This window comes from Virgibacillus phasianinus, assembly GCF_002216775.1.
GTDB classification, from domain to species: domain Bacteria; phylum Bacillota; class Bacilli; order Bacillales; family Amphibacillaceae; genus Virgibacillus_F; species Virgibacillus_F phasianinus.
Map to the genome: position 1 here is coordinate 2126137 of NZ_CP022315.1, position 19988 is coordinate 2146124.

15 protein-coding genes are annotated in these 19988 nt (G+C 40.7%); 14 read left to right on the forward strand and 1 reads right to left on the reverse strand.

Going from position 1 to position 19988, the window contains the following annotated elements; all coding sequences use genetic code 11:
* Positions 1 to 153: 153 nt before the first annotated feature.
* The 12 genes from manA (at position 154) to CFK37_RS10315 (ending at position 14748) form a co-directional block, all read left to right on the forward strand.
* A complete protein-coding gene (gene manA, locus CFK37_RS10260; protein ID WP_089061763.1) occupies positions 154 to 1110 on the forward strand; it encodes a mannose-6-phosphate isomerase, class I in 957 nt (318 codons plus the stop codon).
* A gap of 148 nt (positions 1111 to 1258) precedes the next feature.
* A complete protein-coding gene (locus tag CFK37_RS10265; RefSeq protein WP_089061764.1) occupies positions 1259 to 2245 on the forward strand; it encodes a sugar-binding protein in 987 nt (328 codons plus the stop codon).
* Complete coding sequence (locus CFK37_RS10270) at positions 2232 to 3647, forward strand: sensor histidine kinase (protein ID WP_089061765.1); 1416 nt, start codon at positions 2232 to 2234, stop codon at positions 3645 to 3647. The genes CFK37_RS10265 and CFK37_RS10270 overlap by 14 nt, the downstream gene beginning before the upstream one ends.
* Positions 3648 to 3658: 11 nt before the next feature.
* Positions 3659 to 5071: a response regulator gene (locus tag CFK37_RS10275; RefSeq protein WP_172840489.1), complete on the forward strand. Its 1413-nt coding sequence runs from the start codon at positions 3659 to 3661 to the stop codon at positions 5069 to 5071.
* A gap of 96 nt (positions 5072 to 5167) precedes the next feature.
* A complete protein-coding gene (locus CFK37_RS10280; protein ID WP_089061767.1) occupies positions 5168 to 6454 on the forward strand; it encodes an ABC transporter substrate-binding protein in 1287 nt (428 codons plus the stop codon).
* A gap of 77 nt (positions 6455 to 6531) precedes the next feature.
* Entirely contained in the window at positions 6532 to 7470 is a 939-nt protein-coding gene (locus CFK37_RS10285; protein WP_245837199.1) for a carbohydrate ABC transporter permease, read from the forward strand.
* 8 nt (positions 7471 to 7478) lie between these two features.
* A complete protein-coding gene (locus CFK37_RS10290) occupies positions 7479 to 8291 on the forward strand; it encodes a carbohydrate ABC transporter permease (protein WP_425445383.1) in 813 nt (270 codons plus the stop codon).
* Between the two features lie 133 nt (positions 8292 to 8424).
* Positions 8425 to 9288 (forward strand): ROK family protein, encoded by an 864-nt coding sequence (locus CFK37_RS10295; RefSeq protein ID WP_089061770.1) that lies wholly within the window; start codon positions 8425 to 8427, stop codon positions 9286 to 9288.
* A 230-nt stretch (positions 9289 to 9518) separates the two neighbouring features.
* The gene (locus CFK37_RS10300; protein ID WP_089061771.1) at positions 9519 to 10937 is read left to right on the forward strand and encodes a PTS mannitol transporter subunit IIBC; all 1419 of its coding nucleotides are present in this window, start codon (positions 9519 to 9521) and stop codon (positions 10935 to 10937) included.
* A 31-nt stretch (positions 10938 to 10968) separates the two neighbouring features.
* The gene (locus tag CFK37_RS10305) at positions 10969 to 13080 is read left to right on the forward strand and encodes a BglG family transcription antiterminator (protein ID WP_089061772.1); all 2112 of its coding nucleotides are present in this window, start codon (positions 10969 to 10971) and stop codon (positions 13078 to 13080) included.
* 69 nt (positions 13081 to 13149) lie between these two features.
* Positions 13150 to 13587 (forward strand): PTS mannitol transporter subunit IIA, encoded by a 438-nt coding sequence (locus CFK37_RS10310; RefSeq protein ID WP_089061773.1) that lies wholly within the window; start codon positions 13150 to 13152, stop codon positions 13585 to 13587.
* On the forward strand, positions 13588 to 14748 hold the full coding sequence (locus CFK37_RS10315) for a mannitol-1-phosphate 5-dehydrogenase (RefSeq protein ID WP_089061774.1): 1161 nt from the start codon (positions 13588 to 13590) through the stop codon (positions 14746 to 14748).
* Between the two features lie 56 nt (positions 14749 to 14804).
* On the opposite strand, the gene CFK37_RS10320 is transcribed toward CFK37_RS10315, so the two are convergent.
* On the reverse strand, positions 14805 to 16988 hold the full coding sequence (locus tag CFK37_RS10320) for a glycoside hydrolase family 84 protein (RefSeq protein WP_245837201.1): 2184 nt from the start codon (positions 16986 to 16988) through the stop codon (positions 14805 to 14807).
* 300 nt (positions 16989 to 17288) lie between these two features.
* Here CFK37_RS10320 and CFK37_RS10325 point away from each other — a divergent pair, with 300 nt between their 5' ends.
* Together CFK37_RS10325 and CFK37_RS10330 are read left to right on the forward strand one after the other, a co-directional pair.
* Positions 17289 to 18308 (forward strand): asparaginase, encoded by a 1020-nt coding sequence (locus tag CFK37_RS10325; protein WP_089061775.1) that lies wholly within the window; start codon positions 17289 to 17291, stop codon positions 18306 to 18308.
* A 12-nt stretch (positions 18309 to 18320) separates the two neighbouring features.
* On the forward strand, positions 18321 to 19979 hold the full coding sequence (locus tag CFK37_RS10330; protein WP_089061776.1) for a sigma 54-interacting transcriptional regulator: 1659 nt from the start codon (positions 18321 to 18323) through the stop codon (positions 19977 to 19979).
* Positions 19980 to 19988 lie beyond the last annotated feature (9 nt).

Here is a 19988-nt window from a genome sequence, read left to right on the forward strand (position 1 = left end):
TATATCATCCGAAAAATAAAGCTACCTAGTACACGGATATTATTTTGGAAGGGCAGGCAGTTTTTTGTGCAAAGTATGATTAGCTTGTTTTAATGATATTCTTACATACGCTTTTCATGTAATATAAGGGGTAGAAGTAAAGGGGGCTTTTTTATGTATAACGAACCAATTTTTCTCAAACCAGTATTTCAGGAAAGAATCTGGGGCGGGCAGAGGCTAAATACTGAATATAATTATCCAATTCCGTTCGAGAAAACTGGAGAAGCATGGGTGATTTCCGCCCATCCGCATGGACCGAGTGTAATAACAAATGGTCCGCTGGAGGGAGAAACACTTGCAGATGCCTGGAATGAGCACGGGGAACTGTTTAAAAAACAGGCTGGCAATGAGGAAGCATATCCGTTGCTTGTTAAGATTTTGGATGCCAATGCGGATTTATCGGTCCAAGTGCACCCGAATGACGAATTTGCACGTGAAGTGGAAGGACAGCCATACGGAAAAACCGAGTGCTGGTACGTGCTTAGCGCCGAGGCTGATGCGGAAATAGTTTTGGGCCATCAAGCAGAGTCTCGTGAGGACTTGGAAGCCATGATGGATAATGGGGAGTGGGATGATTTACTGCAGCGGGTAAAGGTAAAAGCTGGCGATTTCATCTATGTCCCAAGTGGTACAATCCATGCCATCGGAAAAGGAATCGTCATCCTGGAAACGCAGCAAAGTTCAGATATTACCTATCGTGTGTATGATTACAACCGAACGGATGCAAACGGCAATAAGCGCGAATTACATAAAGAACGGGCGAAACAAGTTACTACTGTACCCCATCAACCAGCGAGTGGTGCGGAAGGTGTCGAAGTCATTGGTGATTTGACAGGCAAGCGGTTGGTAAAAGAACAATACTTTACTGTTCATCACTGGGAATTGAATGGTACCGTGGTTAAAAAGCTGGATCATGATTATTTACAAGTTAGTGTGATTGATGGCAGTGCTACCATTTCAGTAGATGACAAGAATTTTTCTATCAAAAAAGGTGATCATTTTATTTTGCCGCATGGAATAAAAGAGTATGAATTGTCTGGGGACGCGGAGTTTGTTGTTTCGCATGCGTAGGTTTAATACTAGATTCTAGAAGAAAGGTATTCTCGTTCAGGGAATACCTTTCTTCATTGTCTAACCCAATCAAATAGGTATAATAATAGAAAACAACTGAATTAAGGGAGATACAAGGTATGACATAATACGGGAGGTGACAGCAGGGATGAAGTTACTGCTATACACAACATGCTCAGTCTTTTTTGTGATTAGTGTGGTGGGGATGTTCATATATGGATATAAGACGTTTTATATTGAGCCGGAGCAGGTGGTGTCCAAGAGTTATGCGTATCACTTTGCATTGATTGCGGAGGAAAGTGATAACGACTATTGGCGGCTAGTGGAAAAAGGCGCGAAGCAGGCAGCAAAGGAAAGCAATGTTTACCTGGAGTATGTTGCCCCGAAAAAGGCTGATAATAGTGAGGTGCTGAAGCTGTTTGACCGAATGATATCCGCGAAGGTTGACGGGATAATCATTCAGGGAATTGAAGGCGAACGTTTTATTGAATTGGTGCACAAAGGGAGAGAGCGGGGAATCCCCATCATCACGGTTGACACCGATGTAAAACAGAGTGAACGGCAGGTATATGTTGGTACGGATAATTTTTATGCTGGCCAGCTAACGGGCAAGAGTATTATTGAAAATACGACAGGACCTCAATACGTGGGGATTGTGATGGGACGGTTTGATGCGATTAATCAACAGGAAAGAATTGCTGGATTTAAGAACGTCGTTGAAGCGGTCGACCGGATTCACATTATTGATCGCCGGGAATCAAATATCACAGAAATTGGCGCAACTCAGGCTGCTTATTCGTTGTTAAAGCAATATCCGCAAATCAATGCGTTAATTGGGACCAGTGCGTTGGATGGAATTGGCATTGTTCATGCGGTGAATGAAATAGCACCTAATGAAGATATTTTTATAACGGCGTTTGATGTTTTGCCGGAAACCATGCAGCTTGTCCGTGCGGGGTTACTTGATGCAACAATCGCTCAATATCCAAAACAGATGGGGAAAGAGTCTGTTGAGGTGATGATTGAGCTTCAACACCATAAGCTGCTAGATCATAAAAAATTTACCGAGACTAAAATCATTCAAAAGCAGGACTTAGTGAACGGGCATGGTGGTGCGAAAAATGAAGACGATTAGGGGGAAATTAATTGTCTACTTCTTTGTGTTTGTTATTCTTTTTTACATGACAGCCATCTCCATTTTTGTCAGTTCTAATCAGCTAACAACATCTTACAATGACAGCTTTCAGCGGTTTTTGCTGCTTAATTCTATTTCAAAACAGTCCGAGGAATTGTATACACTTACAGCAGCATACGTAACGGAACCCAAGCAGAAGAATGCAAAGGCATACTATCAAACTAGAAAGTTATTAATTGACGATAAAGAAGCATTAGGGACCACTTTTACCACAATTGGTCAGGTGGAATTGCAGAACTACGTAAATTTAATCGAAACATTTATCAATGAAACTGAATTGACGGTTGGTTTTGTCATCAGAAATGATATTGAGCAATATACATACCACTTGAAGGAAACGCGAAATGCTTCCAGTTACATACAGGAATCAACACTCGAGTTAATCAATCTAGAGTTGACGGACTATCAATCGTTTTATCAAGATATGCAGCTGCGCAATCAATCGTTTCTTTGGTTTATCATCTTCTTATTTATCACTAGTATGATGCTGGCAATCTTCTTTGCCTATTGGTTCTCAAGCGGTATCACACGTCCCTTGAAAAAGCTATCGAGTGCCGCTAAGGAAGTGTCACGGGGTGAATTGGCCGGTGAACCTGTTCACATCAAATCGAAGGACGAGCTAAAGCTGCTAGCGGATACCTTTAATCAGATGCGTTCAAACATACATGGACTTGTCGAGGAAATAAAGGATAAATCGGAATTGGACCGATTAGTGAAAGAAATGGAATTAAAGCATTTACAGAACCAAATCAATCCACATTTTTTATTTAATACATTAAACACCTTATCGAAAATGGCCTACTTGGAGGAGGCAAAGACTACCTCCAACCTGATCGAGTCTGTCGCAACGCTGCTTCGTCATAGTTTAGGTGATATTGGCGGGAAGGTCGCTTTACGGGATGAGGTAGAAGTCGTCAAAGATTACTTTTTAATTCAAAAAACACGCTTTTCCGAACGGATTCAATTCAAACTGGAAACTGATAATTCCTGCCTAGAGATTCTTGTGCCACGGTTGACGCTGCAGCCATTAGTGGAAAATGCATTTATCCATGGGATTGAGGAGAGGGAAGAGGGCGGTGTTATTGTACTGCGAATCTATCAAACGGAAGCTGCTGTTGTGGTAGAGGTGACCGATGACGGAGCGGGAATGGAAGATGGCCAAATAGAACAGTTGTTATCATTAACAAATGATTCAGGTGAACATGTAGGCCATTCCACAGGACTTGGCCTATCCAATGTCATTCGCCGCCTGCAGTTATTCTACCAGGAAAAACATGTAGTCGAGATTGATTCGGCAGTTGATCAAGGGACAACCATTAGACTTATATTGCCAAAAGAGTAAGGGGGAAAATGATGCGTATTTTAATCGCAGAGGACGAATTGTTGGAGAGAAAGGCGATGCGGAAATTCATTGAGGATAACTTTTCTGACATCGATGTTGTTGGTGAAGCGGAAAACGGGCGAAAGGCAATCACTCTAGCAAATACGCTGGCACCGGATATTATCTTTATGGATATCAAAATGCCCGGGATAAATGGACTTGAAGCAATCGAACAGATTAACAGCGTTACCCCGTCGATTAAGTTTATTCTTGTTTCGGCCTATGATTCGTTTGACTATGCAAAAAAGGCGATGCGATTCGGCATAAAGGAATATATTCTAAAGCCCGGAAAGAAAGATGAAATTGTTAAAGCGTTACTCCGGGTACAGAAGGAAATCGAAGAGGAACGCGTGCAGTCACAGGAAAAAATGCAATCAGATCAACTGCTCAAAGAACGGCTCATCATGAAACTAATGCACCATACGATTGACGAAAGCGTGATGGAAACCCAGCGCGATCTGTATCCGGATATGAAAAGCGGCTTCTTTTTAGTCTGTAGTGGGGCTGATTGGGGTCAATTGGAAGAGACGCTCGCAAGATGCATCGCAGATCCATATATATTACTGCAATCAGAAGGCAATATCACCGTTTGTGTATTGGCACAAAAAATTCATAGCAAAGCTGATCTTCTAACGCTTGCAAGAAAAATACAGTTAGATAGTGGTATGTTCATTGGGATTGGATATCCATACACGCACATTGGTCAACTGCCAAAGTCTTATTCTGAAGCGTATGCCGCATGTTTCCAGCTCGCAGGCGAACAGAACAGTAGATATGGCTTTTTAAAGAGGACCAAGGAACGCGCGATTGATGAAGTCATTTCCACGATTCTTGATGAAGTTACAAAAGGTAATAATGAACAGGCGATTGCCACTTTTAAAAAACATGCGAGCCGTTTCTCGTCAGCAGACAGAGAAAATCTGTATATTGAAATGAAAAGCATCCTATTAAAAAGGGACATTGCCACGGAAGAGCATTCCGTTAGTGCCTTGAAATCAACGCAGGACTTTCAGACATTTATTACCATGAGCTGTCTTAAGCTGAATGAGTATTACCAATCAAAACAATATTTGATGCAGGCGAAGACCTATATTCAAAACCATTATCAATCTGCCATCACCCTGGAAGAAACAGCATCATTCGTGAATCTTAGTCCCAATTATTTTTCCAATTTGTTCAAACAGGAAATCGGTGAAACATTCATTGATTATCTAACAAAAGTTCGTTTGCAAAAAGCGAAAGAGTTAATCGAAGAAAACCTCTATTCTTTAAAAGAAATCAGCTATATGGTTGGTTACAAGGATCCGAATTATTTTAGCAGGGTGTTTAAAAAATATTATCATGACTCTCCTAAACGTTTTCAGCAGGGTATCTTTAAAAAGTGAAGATAATCGTAAAAATGTACAGAAAATTATTTTCTTAAATGGAAAATTGATTCTTATAATTAGTATGAAAGCGTTAACAAAAAGGGGGATACACAAGTGAAGAAATGGTTAGGAATTATCGCGTTATTTTCATTAGTATTTGCACTCGCAGCCTGTAGTGATTCGTCAGACGGATCAGGTGGAGATTCTGATGGGGGCGGAGAATCAGCAAGTGGCAAAGTAGAAATTTTCAGCTGGTGGACTGGCGCCGGTGAGGAAGATGGGTTACTTGCATTAATTGATCTGTTTAAAGAAGAATACCCAGACATCGAAGTTGAAAATGCCGCTGTTGCCGGTGGCGCCGGAACAAACGCAAAAGCAGTTCTTGCGACTAGAATGCAAGGTGATGATCCGCCATCAACATTCCAGGTCCATGGTGGCGCGGAGTTAAATGAAGGCTGGGTAGCGGCAGACAAAATGGAACCGCTGGATGATTTTTATAAAGAAAATGATTGGATGGATAAATTTCCTGAGGAGTTAATTGATTTAGTTAGCTCTGACGGCCATATCTGGTCTGTTCCAGTCGATATTCATCGCGGAAACGTTATTTTTTATAACATGAAGGTATTTGAGGAAAATGGTGTGAAGGTACCGACAACGTTTGATGAATTTTTCGAAGCGGCTGATAAATTAAAGGCTGCTGGCGTTGTACCTTTAGCATTAGGTGATAAAGAATCATGGACTGCGACACAAGTATTCGAAAATGTGCTGCTTGGTGTTCTTGGACCAGATGATTATCAGAAGCTGTTCGCCGGTGAAATAGCCCTTGACGATGCACAGGTTGTCGAAGCGGCAGAAAAGTTCAAGAAAATTCTTGGCTATGTGAACGAAGACCATGCATCCCGTAACTGGCAGGATTCTGCTCAACTTGTAGCAAATGGCGAAGCTGCCATGATCAATATGGGAGACTGGGCTAAGGGATACTTTGTAAACGATTTGGATATGGAAACAAATAAGGACTTTGGTTACTTTGCTTTCCCTGATACAAAAGGGGACTTTGTGGTTATCACAGATACCTTTGGCTTACCAAAAGGCATTGAGAATCCAAAAGAGGTGAAGAAATTCTTAACACTGCTTGGATCTGTTGAAGGCCAGGATACATTTAATCCATTGAAGGGATCCATCCCGGCGCGTGTTGATGCTGATCCTTCCAAGTACGATCAATACGGAAAAGATACAATGGAAGATTTCAAAAATGCACGACTGGTTCCAAGTCTTGCGCATGGTTCTGCTGCATCAGCAGGGTTCCTAACCAAAGTAAATCAGGCAGTAAATATTTTTGTGACACAAGGTGATGTCGATAACTTTATCCAAGCATTAACAAATGCATCATCTGAAATGTAACGACGAATGGGGCTGCCTCATGCAATCAGGGCAGCCTCTTCTAATTTAACCCTAACATGGAGGAAGAGGGGGATGTTTTGGCTAGTGATATACATGTAAGACGCAAAAGAAAGTTTTCCAAAGATCAATGGACGGCAATCGCATTTTTACTTCCATCATTTCTATTAATCTTACTTTTCGTTTATGGATTTATCGGATGGACGGGATATGTTTCGCTAAGTAATTGGAATACCCTTGTTCCTGATTTTTCTTTCGCAGGGCTTGAAAATTATGTCTATTTATTCCATGATTTTCGGTTTCAATCGGATTTGAGAAACACCTTGTTCTTTACCGTCCTGTTTATTGGACTTGTTATTATTTTTGGAATGGGGCTTGCGATTTTAATCGATCAAAAACTAAAGGGTGAATCGATTTATCGAAACATCTTTTTGTTTCCAATGGCTCTGTCATTTATTGTGACAGGTGTTGTTTGGCAATGGCTGCTTAATCCATCAACAGGATTTAACCAATTCCTGGGTGCATTCGGTATTCATCCCAAATGGTATACAGATACAAATATTCTCGCGGGATTCGAATGGGGCAGCATTGAATTCGGATTGCCAGTTGCCATCATTGCTGTCGTCATTGCTGCCGTCTGGCAAATGACAGGATTTTCATTGGCTATGTATTTGGCAGGTTTGCGGGGAATTCCCGATGAGTTACGGGAGGCTGCCCGAATGGATGGAGCTTCTGAGTTTCAAATCTATCGAAAAGTCATTTTACCAATGCTCATGCCAATTACAGTTTCTATTGTCATTATCATGGCACATATTTCGTTGAAAATATTTGATTTGATCTACGCAATGACTGGGTCAGGAGCGAATTTTGTAACGGATGTGCCAGCAATGTATATGTTTGAGGCAACATTTAGAGGTCATTATTATGCGAACGGGGCCGCAATTGCCATTATCATGTTACTTCTAGTAGCAATCTTTATTGTTCCGTATTTATGGAATAGTAGAAAGGGTGATAGCTGATGGCCGCGATGAACATAGGAAAAATCTTAAAATATTTCATTTTAACCGTTGTAGCGATAATTTTTATCATGCCTATTTATGTCATTATCGTAACAAGTCTAAAACCATTAGACGAGGTATCACTGGAACAAATGTGGGCATTGCCAACATCGATTAATTTCACCTCATATGTTGAGGCTTTTAAAAATTTGGCACCTAACTTCATGAACAGTATTTATCTGGTTATACCCGCAACACTGTTGTCTGCATTGCTTGGAGCAATGAACGGATATGTGCTGTCGAAATGGCAATTCAAGGGTGTAAACACCATCTTTACGATTATATTATTTGGGATGTTTATTCCATACCAAAGTATTTTAATTCCGTTAATACAGTTTTTACGCACCATTGAGCTGTACGATACAATACCAGGCCTGATATTGGTTCATGTGGTTTACGGTTTACCGATTACTACATTAATGTTTCGTAATTTCTATGCCAGTATTCCGGACACCATGATCGAAGCAGCAAAAATTGATGGGGCAAACTTCTTAGGGATTTTTCGCCACATTATTGTTCCCTTGTCAATTACCGGATTCGTGGTTGTCGCAATCTGGCAGTTCACCAATATCTGGAACGAATTTTTATTTGCAGTTACGATTACGACCTCTGAGAACCAGCCAATCATGGTAGCGTTGCAAAATTTATCCGGCAGCCAAATTGTGCAATGGAACGTACAAATGGCCGGAGCATTGATGGCCGCATTACCAACGTTACTCGTCTATATTTTCCTTGGAAAATACTTTGTGCGTGGGTTGCTCGCCGGGTCTGTTAAAGGATAGGTTAGAAGTTTAGAAGGGTCAAATGGCCTTTCTAAACTTTTTTCATCTATCAATATATTGAGTAGTCCATCAATAAACCGTATAATAGATTTCATACATAGAATTATAGAATCTAAAGTGAGGGGATGAACAGATGTACTATGGAGCAATAGAGGCGGGCGGTACCAAATTTGTATGCGCTGTCAGCAATGACCAGTTTGACATCATTGATAGAGTCAGCATAGCTACGACTGTGCCGGATGAAACACTGGACCAAGTATTTACTTTTTTTGACGAATATTCCTTAAAGTCGATTGGAATTGGTTCATTTGGTCCGATTGATGTGAATAAAAATTCATCTACATATGGGCATGTTACAACAACACCGAAGCCGGGCTGGAGGAACTTTGACTTTTTAGGCGCAATTAAAAAGCGTTATCACATTCCAGTTGCCTGGACGACAGATGTTAATGCTGCCGCTTATGGTGAATACAAACGAGGTAATGCGAAAAATAGTGAGAGCTGTCTTTACCTGACAGTCGGCACAGGAATCGGCGGAGGTGCCGTTGTAAATGGTAGAGTCCTTGAAGGTTATGGACATCCAGAAATGGGACATCTTTTCGTACGGTTGCATCCAGATGATACCTACCAAGGCTTCTGTCCCTATCATGAAAACTGCCTGGAAGGACTTGCGGCAGGACCGGCAATTGAGGCTAGATACGGAAAAAAGGGTGATCAACTGGAAAAGGAAGACCATGTATGGAAAATGGAAGCACACTATCTTGCGCAAGGCATTGCGAATTACACATTAACACTCAGACCGGAGAAAGTTGTCCTGGGCGGCGGTGTGATGAAACAAAAACAGTTACTGCCATTAATTCGCAGTGAATATAGAAACTTGATGAAAGAATATGTTTCAACGCCAGACCTTGAAGACTATATTGTTGCCCCAGGGTTAAAGGACAATGCCGGCATCACGGGATGTCTGTTGCTGGCAGCTGAAGAATGTGAAGCTTGATTTGAAGGTGAAAGGCTTATCCTGTAACAAGGATGGGTCTTTTTTAGTGTTGAAAAATAGGTATGGAAGGTTCATTTTGGAAAACAATAACAATAAACTGCTATTAAATTATGTCAACATCCCCTTTGACAAATTAGCCTTTAGTTTGGATTGATAAGGACTTTGTAAGCGCTGTATCCTTAAGGTAAGGAATTATTATTTATTTATATTTTTTGGAGAGGGTGTTTTATATGGCTGAAAAAGGAGTACGTGCTAAAGTACAGCGTTTTGGCAGCTATTTAAGCAGTATGATTATGCCAAATATTGGTGCGTTTATCGCATGGGGAATTATAACTGCTTTATTTATTCCAGACGGCTGGCTGCCAAATGAGGATTTGGCAAAATTAGTTGACCCCATGATCAAGTATCTGTTGCCACTATTAATTGGATATACGGGTGGACGAATGGTACTTGAAAAACGTGGTGGAGTTATTGGTGCAATTGCAACAATGGGTGTTATCGTTGGTTCAGATATCCCGATGTTTTTAGGTGCCATGATCATGGGTCCGCTGGCAGGATATTTATTGAAAAAGATCGATGATTTGTTTGAAGATAAGATTCGTGCTGGATTTGAAATGCTTTATAATAACTTTTCAGCAGGTATTCTTGGTGCAATACTAGCATGTCTTGCAACTCAGTTTATCGGCCCCGTAGTGGAAACGTTAAATAATATATTGGCTTCCGGTGTTGAGGCAATTGTTAGTGCAGGTTTGCTGCCACTGGCAAGCATTATTGTTGAACCGGCCAAGATATTATTCTTAAATAATGCTATAAATCATGGGATACTAACTCCGATTGGACTTGAACAGGCTACCGAGGTAGGGAAATCCATTCTATTCCTCGTGGAAGCAAACCCTGGACCAGGGCTTGGTATCTTGCTTGCTTTTTCTATTTTTGGGAAAGGGATGTCAAAAAGTTCGGCACCTGGTGCGGCGGCTATTCAGTTTCTTGGCGGGATACATGAGATTTATTTCCCTTATGTTCTAATGAAACCAATGCTGGTCTTAGCTGCAATTGGTGGAGGTATAAGTGGCATATTCATGCTTTCCATTTTTGACGCAGGTCTTAGAGCTCCAGCATCACCGGGAAGTATTTTTGCTGTTTTAGCTATGACATCACAAGGCAGTTACTTGGGTGTAATTATAAGTGTACTAGTTGCGACGGCTGTCTCCTTTATCATTGCATCGGTTATTTTGAAATCAAGTAAAACAGACGATGAAGATTTATCAGAAGCTACTGGTAAAATGGAAGAAATGAAAGGGAAGAAGAGCTCCGTATCAGATTCACTGAACCAAGCTAATGAGGAATCGTCAGTTGAAGGTAAGCGCACAGAAGATATAGACAAAATTATTTTTGCTTGTGATGCAGGAATGGGCTCGAGTGCAATGGGATCATCGTTATTAAAGAATAAGTTTAAAAAGGCAGATATTGATATATTTGTTACAAATACTGCGATTGACCAATTGCCTAACGACGCAGACATCGTCATTACCCATAAGGACTTAACAGATCGTGCGAAGGCAAAACTGCCAAGTGCTGAACATATCTCTGTGGAAAATTTCTTAAACAGTCCGAAATATGATGAATTAGTGGAACGACTTAAAAAATAAGCAAAATCAACCATGCAAGGGGGTGACAGTTTTGTATGTATCCGCACGTGAACGAAAGATTCTTGAACTTTTACTGCATGCCCAAGAAGAAATGAGGATAAAAGAGATTGCTGTTGAACTTCAGGTTAGTGAACGAACAATTCATCGTGACTTGACTGGTATAGAAAAGCTTATTTTCGATCACAATTTGGAACTGCTGAAAAAGTCCGGGAGCGGACTTCGAATAACAGGAGACAGAATGAATAAACAGCAGTTGGAAGCAGCGCTTTCCGGTGCGTCATCATCTGACTATACCTTGGAAGAAAGGCAGACAATTATCTTAGCAGCACTTCTTGAAGCGAAGGAACCCATGAAACTGTTCACCCTTGCCAATGAGTTGAAAGTGACGATTGCTACAATTAGTCACGATTTGGATCAGTTAGAGGAAGAATTAGCAAAGTTTAACCTGCATTTGGTAAGAAAAAGAGGGTATGGAGTTAGAATTGAGGGAAATGAAACAAATAAACGTTCTGCAATAAGTAATTTGATTGCCAAAAATGTGGACCCTTTTGAATTCGTCTCACTTTTAAAAGAAAACCTGGGAAAAAAATTGAAACAGCCATTGACCGTTATTTCAAATCGATTATTGGGGATGGTTAATCCCGAAACGCTGACCACGATTGAAAATAGAGTAGAACAAACAAGGAATCAACTGCCACATGAATTGGCTGACAGTGCCTTTATTGGTTTAGTTGTCCATCTGACATTAGCAATTGAACGATTACAAAAAGGCGATAAAATTGAATTTGACCAAGCGTTTATGAAGCAAATTGAAGGAACAAAAGAGTACGAAATCGCCAAACAACTAATTCAGGATTTGGAAATATCGCTATCTATGGAGATCCCCGATGATGAAATTGGATATATAACGATGCATCTAATGGGTGCGAAGCTGCGGATTGATCACCATTATCTTATTGAAGATTCAAGCCTGGATATTGCTTATAAAACAAAGCAGTTAATCTCCTATGTAGAGTCACACATGGGAATGGATTTGTCGAACAATGCTTCACTATTAAATGATCTGGCGGCACATTTGAAACCGATGATTTACCGGTTAAAACAAGGAATGAATATAACAAACCCACTAATCAAAGAAATTAAAAAAGACTATCCGGATCTTTTTCAGTTAATCAGGGAAGGGGTTCAGGAAATATTCTCTGACATGAAATTTCCGGATGATGAAACAGCTTTTCTAGTTCTTCATTTCGCTGCAGCGTTATTACATGGGGAAGAAGAATTCAACCTGAAGACATTAGTTGTTTGTTCCAGTGGAATAGGAACAGCGAAAATACTATCGACAAAATTAGTGCAGCGTGTTCCTGAAATTAAACAAGTGGACAATAAATCATTATTTGATTTGAAACATCTTAATCCGGATGATTATGACATTGTTGTTTCGACTATCCCATTAAAAGAATTTGCAGGTGAATACATTCTCGCTTCACCAATTTTGACAAAAGCGGAAGCTCATCGCATAAAGAAAGTAATCAGGAAGAAAAAGCTTGCTTATAAAACGTACGAAAGCCAAAACAGTGCTGCTTCTGTAACAGACACATCAAGCACAGATTACATTCCGCAGTTTGAAGCAATGCAAAATTATACAAAAGCAATTGTAGATTTACTGTCATCATTTCGTGTGGAAAAGATTACCGAAGAAAGCTCAATTACATCTATTTTGCGGATGGTATGCAATGAATTAGAGGTAAAGGAGCTCATACAGAATCAAGAAAATATTTTAGATAGATTGTTGAAACGGGAACAGATTGGCGGGCTTGGGATTCCAAATACTTCCCTGGCACTTTTTCATGCACGGTCAATGGATGTAGTAAGCCCAAACTTTTCCATCTATTCGTTGAATCATCCGATTACCATTCTTGGGATGGATGGCGAAAGTATGGAAATGGACACGCTGCTAGTCATGCTTGCCCCTGAGGTTACACATCAAGAAGTGCTGGAGGTCCTCAGTTACTTAAGCAGCTTATTGATTCAGGGGCAGGAGAATATTGACTTGTTTGAATCAGGGAATGAAACACAGATCAAACAATTCCTGTCAAGCCAGTTTCAAAAGTTTTTACAAGAGAAAAATCTATTATCAAATTGAAGAAACTCTAAGGCATTCGCCCATTATAGGCGAGAATCCAAGAATTTCTAATAAGGAGTGCATCTAGTTATGGCAAAAGAAGTGTTAAGCAAAGACAATATTCATTTAAACGTAAAATTAAGCGATAAAGAGGAAGCCATTCGTTATACTGGCGGGATTCTGGTGACGAACGGATATGTGGAAGAATCATACGTTGGTAAAATGCTTGAGAGAGAGGAAATGACCTCCACATTTATGGGCAATAATGTCGCGATTCCACATGGAACAGATGACGCAAAAGGTGCCGTTCTGGAAACAGGGCTAACGGTAGTAACTGTACCAGATGGTGTTGATTTTGGTAATGGAAACATTGTTAAAGTCCTTATCGGTATTGCTGGTAAAGGTGATGAGCATTTAGACGTTCTATCGAAAATTGCTATCGTTTGTTCTGAAGAAGAAAATATTGATAAAATCGTGGAAGCCCAAACAAAAGAAGAAATCATAGCACTATTTGATGAGGTGAATTAAATGTTAGCTGTACACTTTGGCGCTGGAAATATTGGTCGCGGATTTATTGGATCCCTTCTATATCAAGCAAATTATCATACCACATTTGTTGATGTAAACGACGCTGTCATTCAGGAACTGAACGAAAAACAGCAGTATAATGTCGTGTTGGCCTCTGAAAATAGTGAAACATTAACAGTGAAAAACGTTTCCGGAATCAACAGCATCACTGATCCGGACAAAGTGGTTGAAGCTATCGTCAACGCTGATATTATCACAACAGCTGTCGGCCCGAACATTTTGGCGGTGATTTCAGAACTGATTGCAAAAGGTTTACAAGCGAGAATGAAATCCAATCAACATCCACTTAATATTATTGCCTGTGAAAATATGATAGGTGGGAGTTCTTTATTAAAAGAAAAGGTCGCCGAGCATTTAACAGAAGAGGAACGGACATCTTTTGATGCCATATTTGGCTTTCCGGATGCAGCTGTTGACAGGATTGTTCCCAACCAGGCAAATGATGATTTGCTGGAGGTTTCGGTTGAGCCTTATTATGAATGGGTCGTAGAGGAAACAGCAATCAAGGGTGCAAAACCATCAATTGATGGAGTCACGTACGTAGCCGATTTAAAGCCATATATCGAGCGGAAGTTATTTACTGTTAACACCGGTCATGCGGTCCCAGCTTACATCGGCCGCTACATGGGTTATGCAACGATTAATGAAGCGATGAACGATCAACATGTTCAAGAAATTATCAAGGGTGCGTTAACAGAATCAGGGGAAGCATTGATTCAAACCTATCAATTCGATAGGGAGGAACACCAAACGTATATAAATAAGATTATCCAGCGTTTTATGAACCCGTATATTTCTGACGAAGTTACCAGGGTAGCACGCGGACCAATTCGGAAGCTTGGGCCGAACGATCGTCTGATTCGTCCAGCAAGTATTTATCTGGATGTGACAGGGAAAGAACCATTCCACCTTGCTAAAACAATAGCATCAGCATTGGAATATGAAAATGAACAGGATGAAGAAGCGGTTAAGCTGCAGCAAATGATTACGGAAGACGGCTATGAAAAAACATTGCAGTCTGTCTCCGAATTGGATGTGGGTCACCCGTTAATTCCGATTGTCTTAACAGAATTGGAAATGATTAAATCGTTGAAAAAGTGAAGAGAAGAAAAAAGGTAGCAGGGCCAGTCCCCTGCTACCTTTTAAAAATTTCACTATTATTTCGGTATCGTGATTAACACTTGACCATCTGCAATTTCAACCGTGGCACCGAGTAAGGCATTCTCCAACAGCCAATCGCTGCCGTGAATACTCAGTACATAACCGTTATCAGGAATCTCAGAGTTGTTGCCGCCTCTTTTGACAATTTTCCCATCCACAACGGTAACTTCATATCCATAAATATTCGTGCCAGTAGTGTCACCGTGTTCAGGTGTATACTGGATCAATTCTCCTGCGCCGCGAACTTTATTCACTCCATCAAGTGGTCTGGAAAGAATATATTCCCCATAGATAGCTTGAATCAGGAAGGGTTTGATCACAAATTCACCAACCTCCTGAGGGATCTGATCGAGCTGGTCAGTCATGGAAGTGAGCTCTTTTTTCAATTGCTTCTCCGCTTCAGTGTCGCCTGTTTTTTGTGCCATTAATAGATTGACTGCTGTCACACCTGCCTCACCTGATAGTGAAAGTTTTTCTAAATATGGACCAATTTCATCAATAAACTGTCGGTTATCCATGTTTTGACGCAGGCTGGAAGCAGCACTTTGCAGATTTTTAAATTCTGCTTTCAAATTTTCAGCTGCCTGTTCTGGATTGCCTGATTCATAAGCATTCCAAAACGCGTCAAGTAAAGGTGACAGTGTTAGTGATTCCGTATCGGAAAGTCGTGATGAATAGGAATTTTCCGCAAAGGTTCTTAAAGCTTCAGCCTGGTCGCCGCCAAACGACTTAATGCTGCGCTCCCAAGATTCTTCAGGATTATAATTGTATGGATTCCACGTATAATCCGCAACCGTATACAGTGGAATCTTGGATGCCTCTGCCTCATTCATCGGATTTGCTGTCAGACCAATTACCCCATTTTCAGTTAGGTCAGCATCTCTATTTACAAGCGGTCCAAGAAATAAGCGATTCCTATCAAAGTCATTGACAGGATAGTTATCCCAAATATACAGATCATGCTTGAAAATATTAGAAACTTTCTTCGCTCCTTCTGAGGTAATTTCCGCCGAAACGACTGCCGGGCCCGTCCACATTACGAGTGTCTCTTTATCTACTAATTCTGCAAAACGCTCCCTGTAAGTGTTCGTATCATTCCCCGCATATGCCGTCGGTACTGTAATCAAACGTTCAGCACCGTCATGTGTTTGAATGAACTCCTCATTAAAACGATTTAAGAAATATGCCTGTCCAGCGGCAGTAGGACTGGCGTCGTCCCCAAATTTTTCATTGTCTTGCTGGCAGTGAAAATCATAGCTGATATCATCTAAAAAGATCGCGTAGGAGCGCACACCTAAGTCCCACATTGTCTCCATCTTTTCCATTAGCAGCTCAAAATCCTTATCACCTGAGTAACAAACTGTGTTACCAGGGGATAGGGAGAAAGTAAACTTCACGTGATTTTTCTTTGCTGTATCAATTAGTTCTTTAATTTTGTTAAGCTCTTTTTCCGGATAAGGTTCGCGCCATTGCTTACGGTGATAAGGATCATCTTTCGGTGCGTAAATATAAGCATTCATTTTATTGTCACCATAAAACTCAAGCTGACTTAGCCGATCCTCATGGGACCATGGTGGACCGTAAAATCCTTCGATTGATCCACGTAATGGCATCTCTGGCCAATCCCGAATTTCAACGGATGGAATCCAGTCACGCCCTTGTCTTTCCTGAATCATCTGCCCGAACGTTTTGGCAGCATAGAAAGTACCATCCTTATCTTTACCAGCAAGAACGATTTTTTTATTCCGGCTTGAGGCCAGAACATACCCCTCCGCTTTCAGTTCCCCAGGTCCATCTATACCTAGTTGTTGTAATACATCCAGAGAGTCTTGATTTTCCGAAGAACCTCCAATCCAAATGGTAACAGGTGTATGCGGTGCTGATTCCCCAGCATTTTTCCGGACAATCCGTTTTACGTCCGCATCTTCAAGTATCTGTGTAACTTCACGGATAGCTGCTTCATCCGTATTCTCGCCAACAACAATCCCAACAACAGGAGTCAATGGAAACCCTTCTCCAAGCTCTTTTAGCTGCTGTGGTTTGGGGTTAATGCCCAATTTGTTTGTCTTTTGGCTTTCCTGCGCATGTGTCTGGCTACCTCCAGCTAGAAACGGTACAAGTAGCATGAAGGTAAAACAAAGTATGAAGGCCTTTCCTAGTATTCTTCTTCCAACTAACAAAACGATCACCCTCTTAAATTTTTATAAAACGGTGTTTATTCATGATGGTAAACGCTTCCAATAAATCTATCACCTTAGTGTTGGTTTGTCTATCATACTTATTGTCTAGTGAATTTGTAGTGGTGTTACTATAATCTTCTATAAGGATTATCTATTTTTAAAAAGGAACGTCATTAATAGGTTTTAATAGGGGATAGGAAATATAACCCATTTACATATATTTCGCTTAAACAGGTTGCAATAGGTTGTGAGATAGTTTAATATATTTAATTATCACAAAATTAAGAGAGGGATGAATTAATGGAAAACAATAATCTGGTAAAAGTCCGACGAGGAAACCAAATAGAAAGTCGTCACCATGTACATATAGCCGTCGTTGATTCAAAGGGCAATTTACTTCACCATGCTGGAAATCCGGATGGAAAGGTTTATGCCAGGTCTTCGATGAAGCCAATCCAAGCAATCCCGATTGTGGAGACAGGTGCAGCGGATTATTACGAGTTTAGTGATGCAGATTTATCGCTTTGTACCGCTTCACATAATGGAGAGGACATGCACACGGACCGGGTTTTATCCATATTGAAACGGGTTGGTCTTGAAGACACTGCTTTGAATTGTGGCACGCATATTCCCAGGTGGCAGGATACGTATAAGGAGCTTATTCTAAACGGCAAAGAAGTGACGCCTTTATATAACAATTGCTCAGGTAAACATACCGGGATGCTGGCCACCGCTAAATTTATGGATGAACCAATTGATACATATTACTTGCCAGATCATCCTGTTCAGCAGCGAATCCTGCAGGCTATCAGCGATACATGTGATTACCCAAAAGATGAAATTGAAATTGGAATCGATGGTTGCGGTGTTCCAGTGCATGGGCTGCCGCTCGACAGACTCGCTTATGGGTTTGCGCGCATGGCCACTCCCGCCTCATTTGGAAATGAAAGAAAGAAGACAGTTCAACGAATAACGAATGCGATGATGGCCGCTCCCGAAATGGTCGGGGGAACAAATCGCTTTTGTACAGACTTTATGGCTGCTGGAAACGGCAGGTTTTTTGGCAAAGCTGGCGCTGAAGGTGTCTACTGCATCGGAGACATAGAAACTGGCTTAGGAATTGCGGTGAAAGTTGCAGACGGTAATGGCCGTGCAGTGTACCCGGCTGCAATGGAAGTGCTCGTTCAACTTGGCTTACTAAATGATGACCAGATCGAGCAATTAACAGCATACCATCATCCAAAATTACACAACGCAAGAAAAGAAGTCATTGGAGAACTGATTCCAGCTTTTCAATTGAAACACACATCATTGGCTTAGGAGCTGTACAACATGGCAGTTAAAAAGGTAACGATCATTGCAATTCAAGAAAAATACTTGGATACCATTACCAAGCAAGTAAAAGAAATAATTGGTGACAACGTAATAATTCAATCAGTAACAGTTAAGGATTTGCAGTGTCATACCGTTTCAGACGGTGCCATCGTGGTTATTTCAAATAGCCAGATTAAAGGGCTAGTAACGCAGCTTATACCTAGGGATTGTCCAATCATTATTGCGAAACGTGATATCAACTATACGAATTCAAAGGAATTGGTCAGCCTGCCACCAGGTCAGGAGATTCTGGTGGTAAATGACAACGTGTCAAATGCGAATGAAACTGTTGAATCGCTTCGTGAAACGGTATTCGAACACAATTATCACGCTTATATACCGGAAGATTCAATCCCGGAAACCATAGATTATATTGTGACACCAGGTGAACGTCATCTTTTGCCGCAAGGGTTATCTAATGTTATTGATATAGGTTCCAGGCTTTTGGATATTAGCACGTTTGAGGAAATTATCAACCTGCTCGAAATGGATTATTCGAAGTCCCAGATTATTAGACGCTATTTTAAGGCATGTGTATCACTATCAGGGAACGACAATTACGATTCACATGCAAAAGATATCCGTCATATTGCGCAATACCATTTCAAGGATATTATTTCGGAAAGTCAATCCATGAAAGAAGCGGTTGAACTTGCCAAACAGTATTCACTTGCGCATGATGCAAGATATATCCATATTGGGGGTGAGCAGGGCACTGGAAAAAATATGTTTGCCCAGGCTATACATAACTTTTCCAGAAAATCAGATCAACCTTTCGTTTCGGTTAATTGTGCTTCAAAAGATAGTGACGAAATCGAGCTAATATTGTTCGGTGCAGCAAATCAGGATGATGTGTTTCAACTTGCCGGAAATGGAACTGTTTGTATCGAGGAAGTTGAAGAGCTTCCACTAGACATTCAGGGAAGACTGTTTCAACTGTTTAATGCTAAAGACTTTTCACAAATTGTGATCACTACAAGCACACAAAATTGCCAGGAACTTGTTGAAAAAGATTTGTTCAATCGCGATCTCTTTAACCTATTTAATAAAAACGCGCTTAACGTTCCCGCTTTATCGGAACGAATGGAAGACCTTTTACCGTTAATTAATAATATCAAGCAGCGGATTAAGCGAAATGATATTACGTTCACATCTAAAGTCATTGAATTTTTCAAGGACTACAGTTGGGCAGGAAATGTGAAGGAGCTCTATAATGTTATCACGTATTTATCCTTGTTAGAAGAAGATCCGATCGGGATGGAATTCTTGCCGTTCCACCTTCGTGCAAGGGCTGATGAGCAGAAGTTTAAAAATATAGAAGTGAATAAAAGTATTATTTCTAAAATAGAAAAACGCGGATTTTTAGATGAAAGTATCAAGATATTAAGCGCTTTTTATGAAGGAAAAAAAGAATATATTTCCTATGGCAGAAATGCATTAAAAAAGCAGCTCGAGGAAAAAGGATTAACCCTTACTGAACAGCAACTGCGTATGAGGCTGGAAGTACTTCAGGAACTAGGATTAACGATTGTCAGACAAGGCAGAGCAGGGTCAACAATATCACGTAAGGGTGAAGCATTTATAGAGGATTATTTTACTAGCATTATTAATAAATGAAGAAAGGTG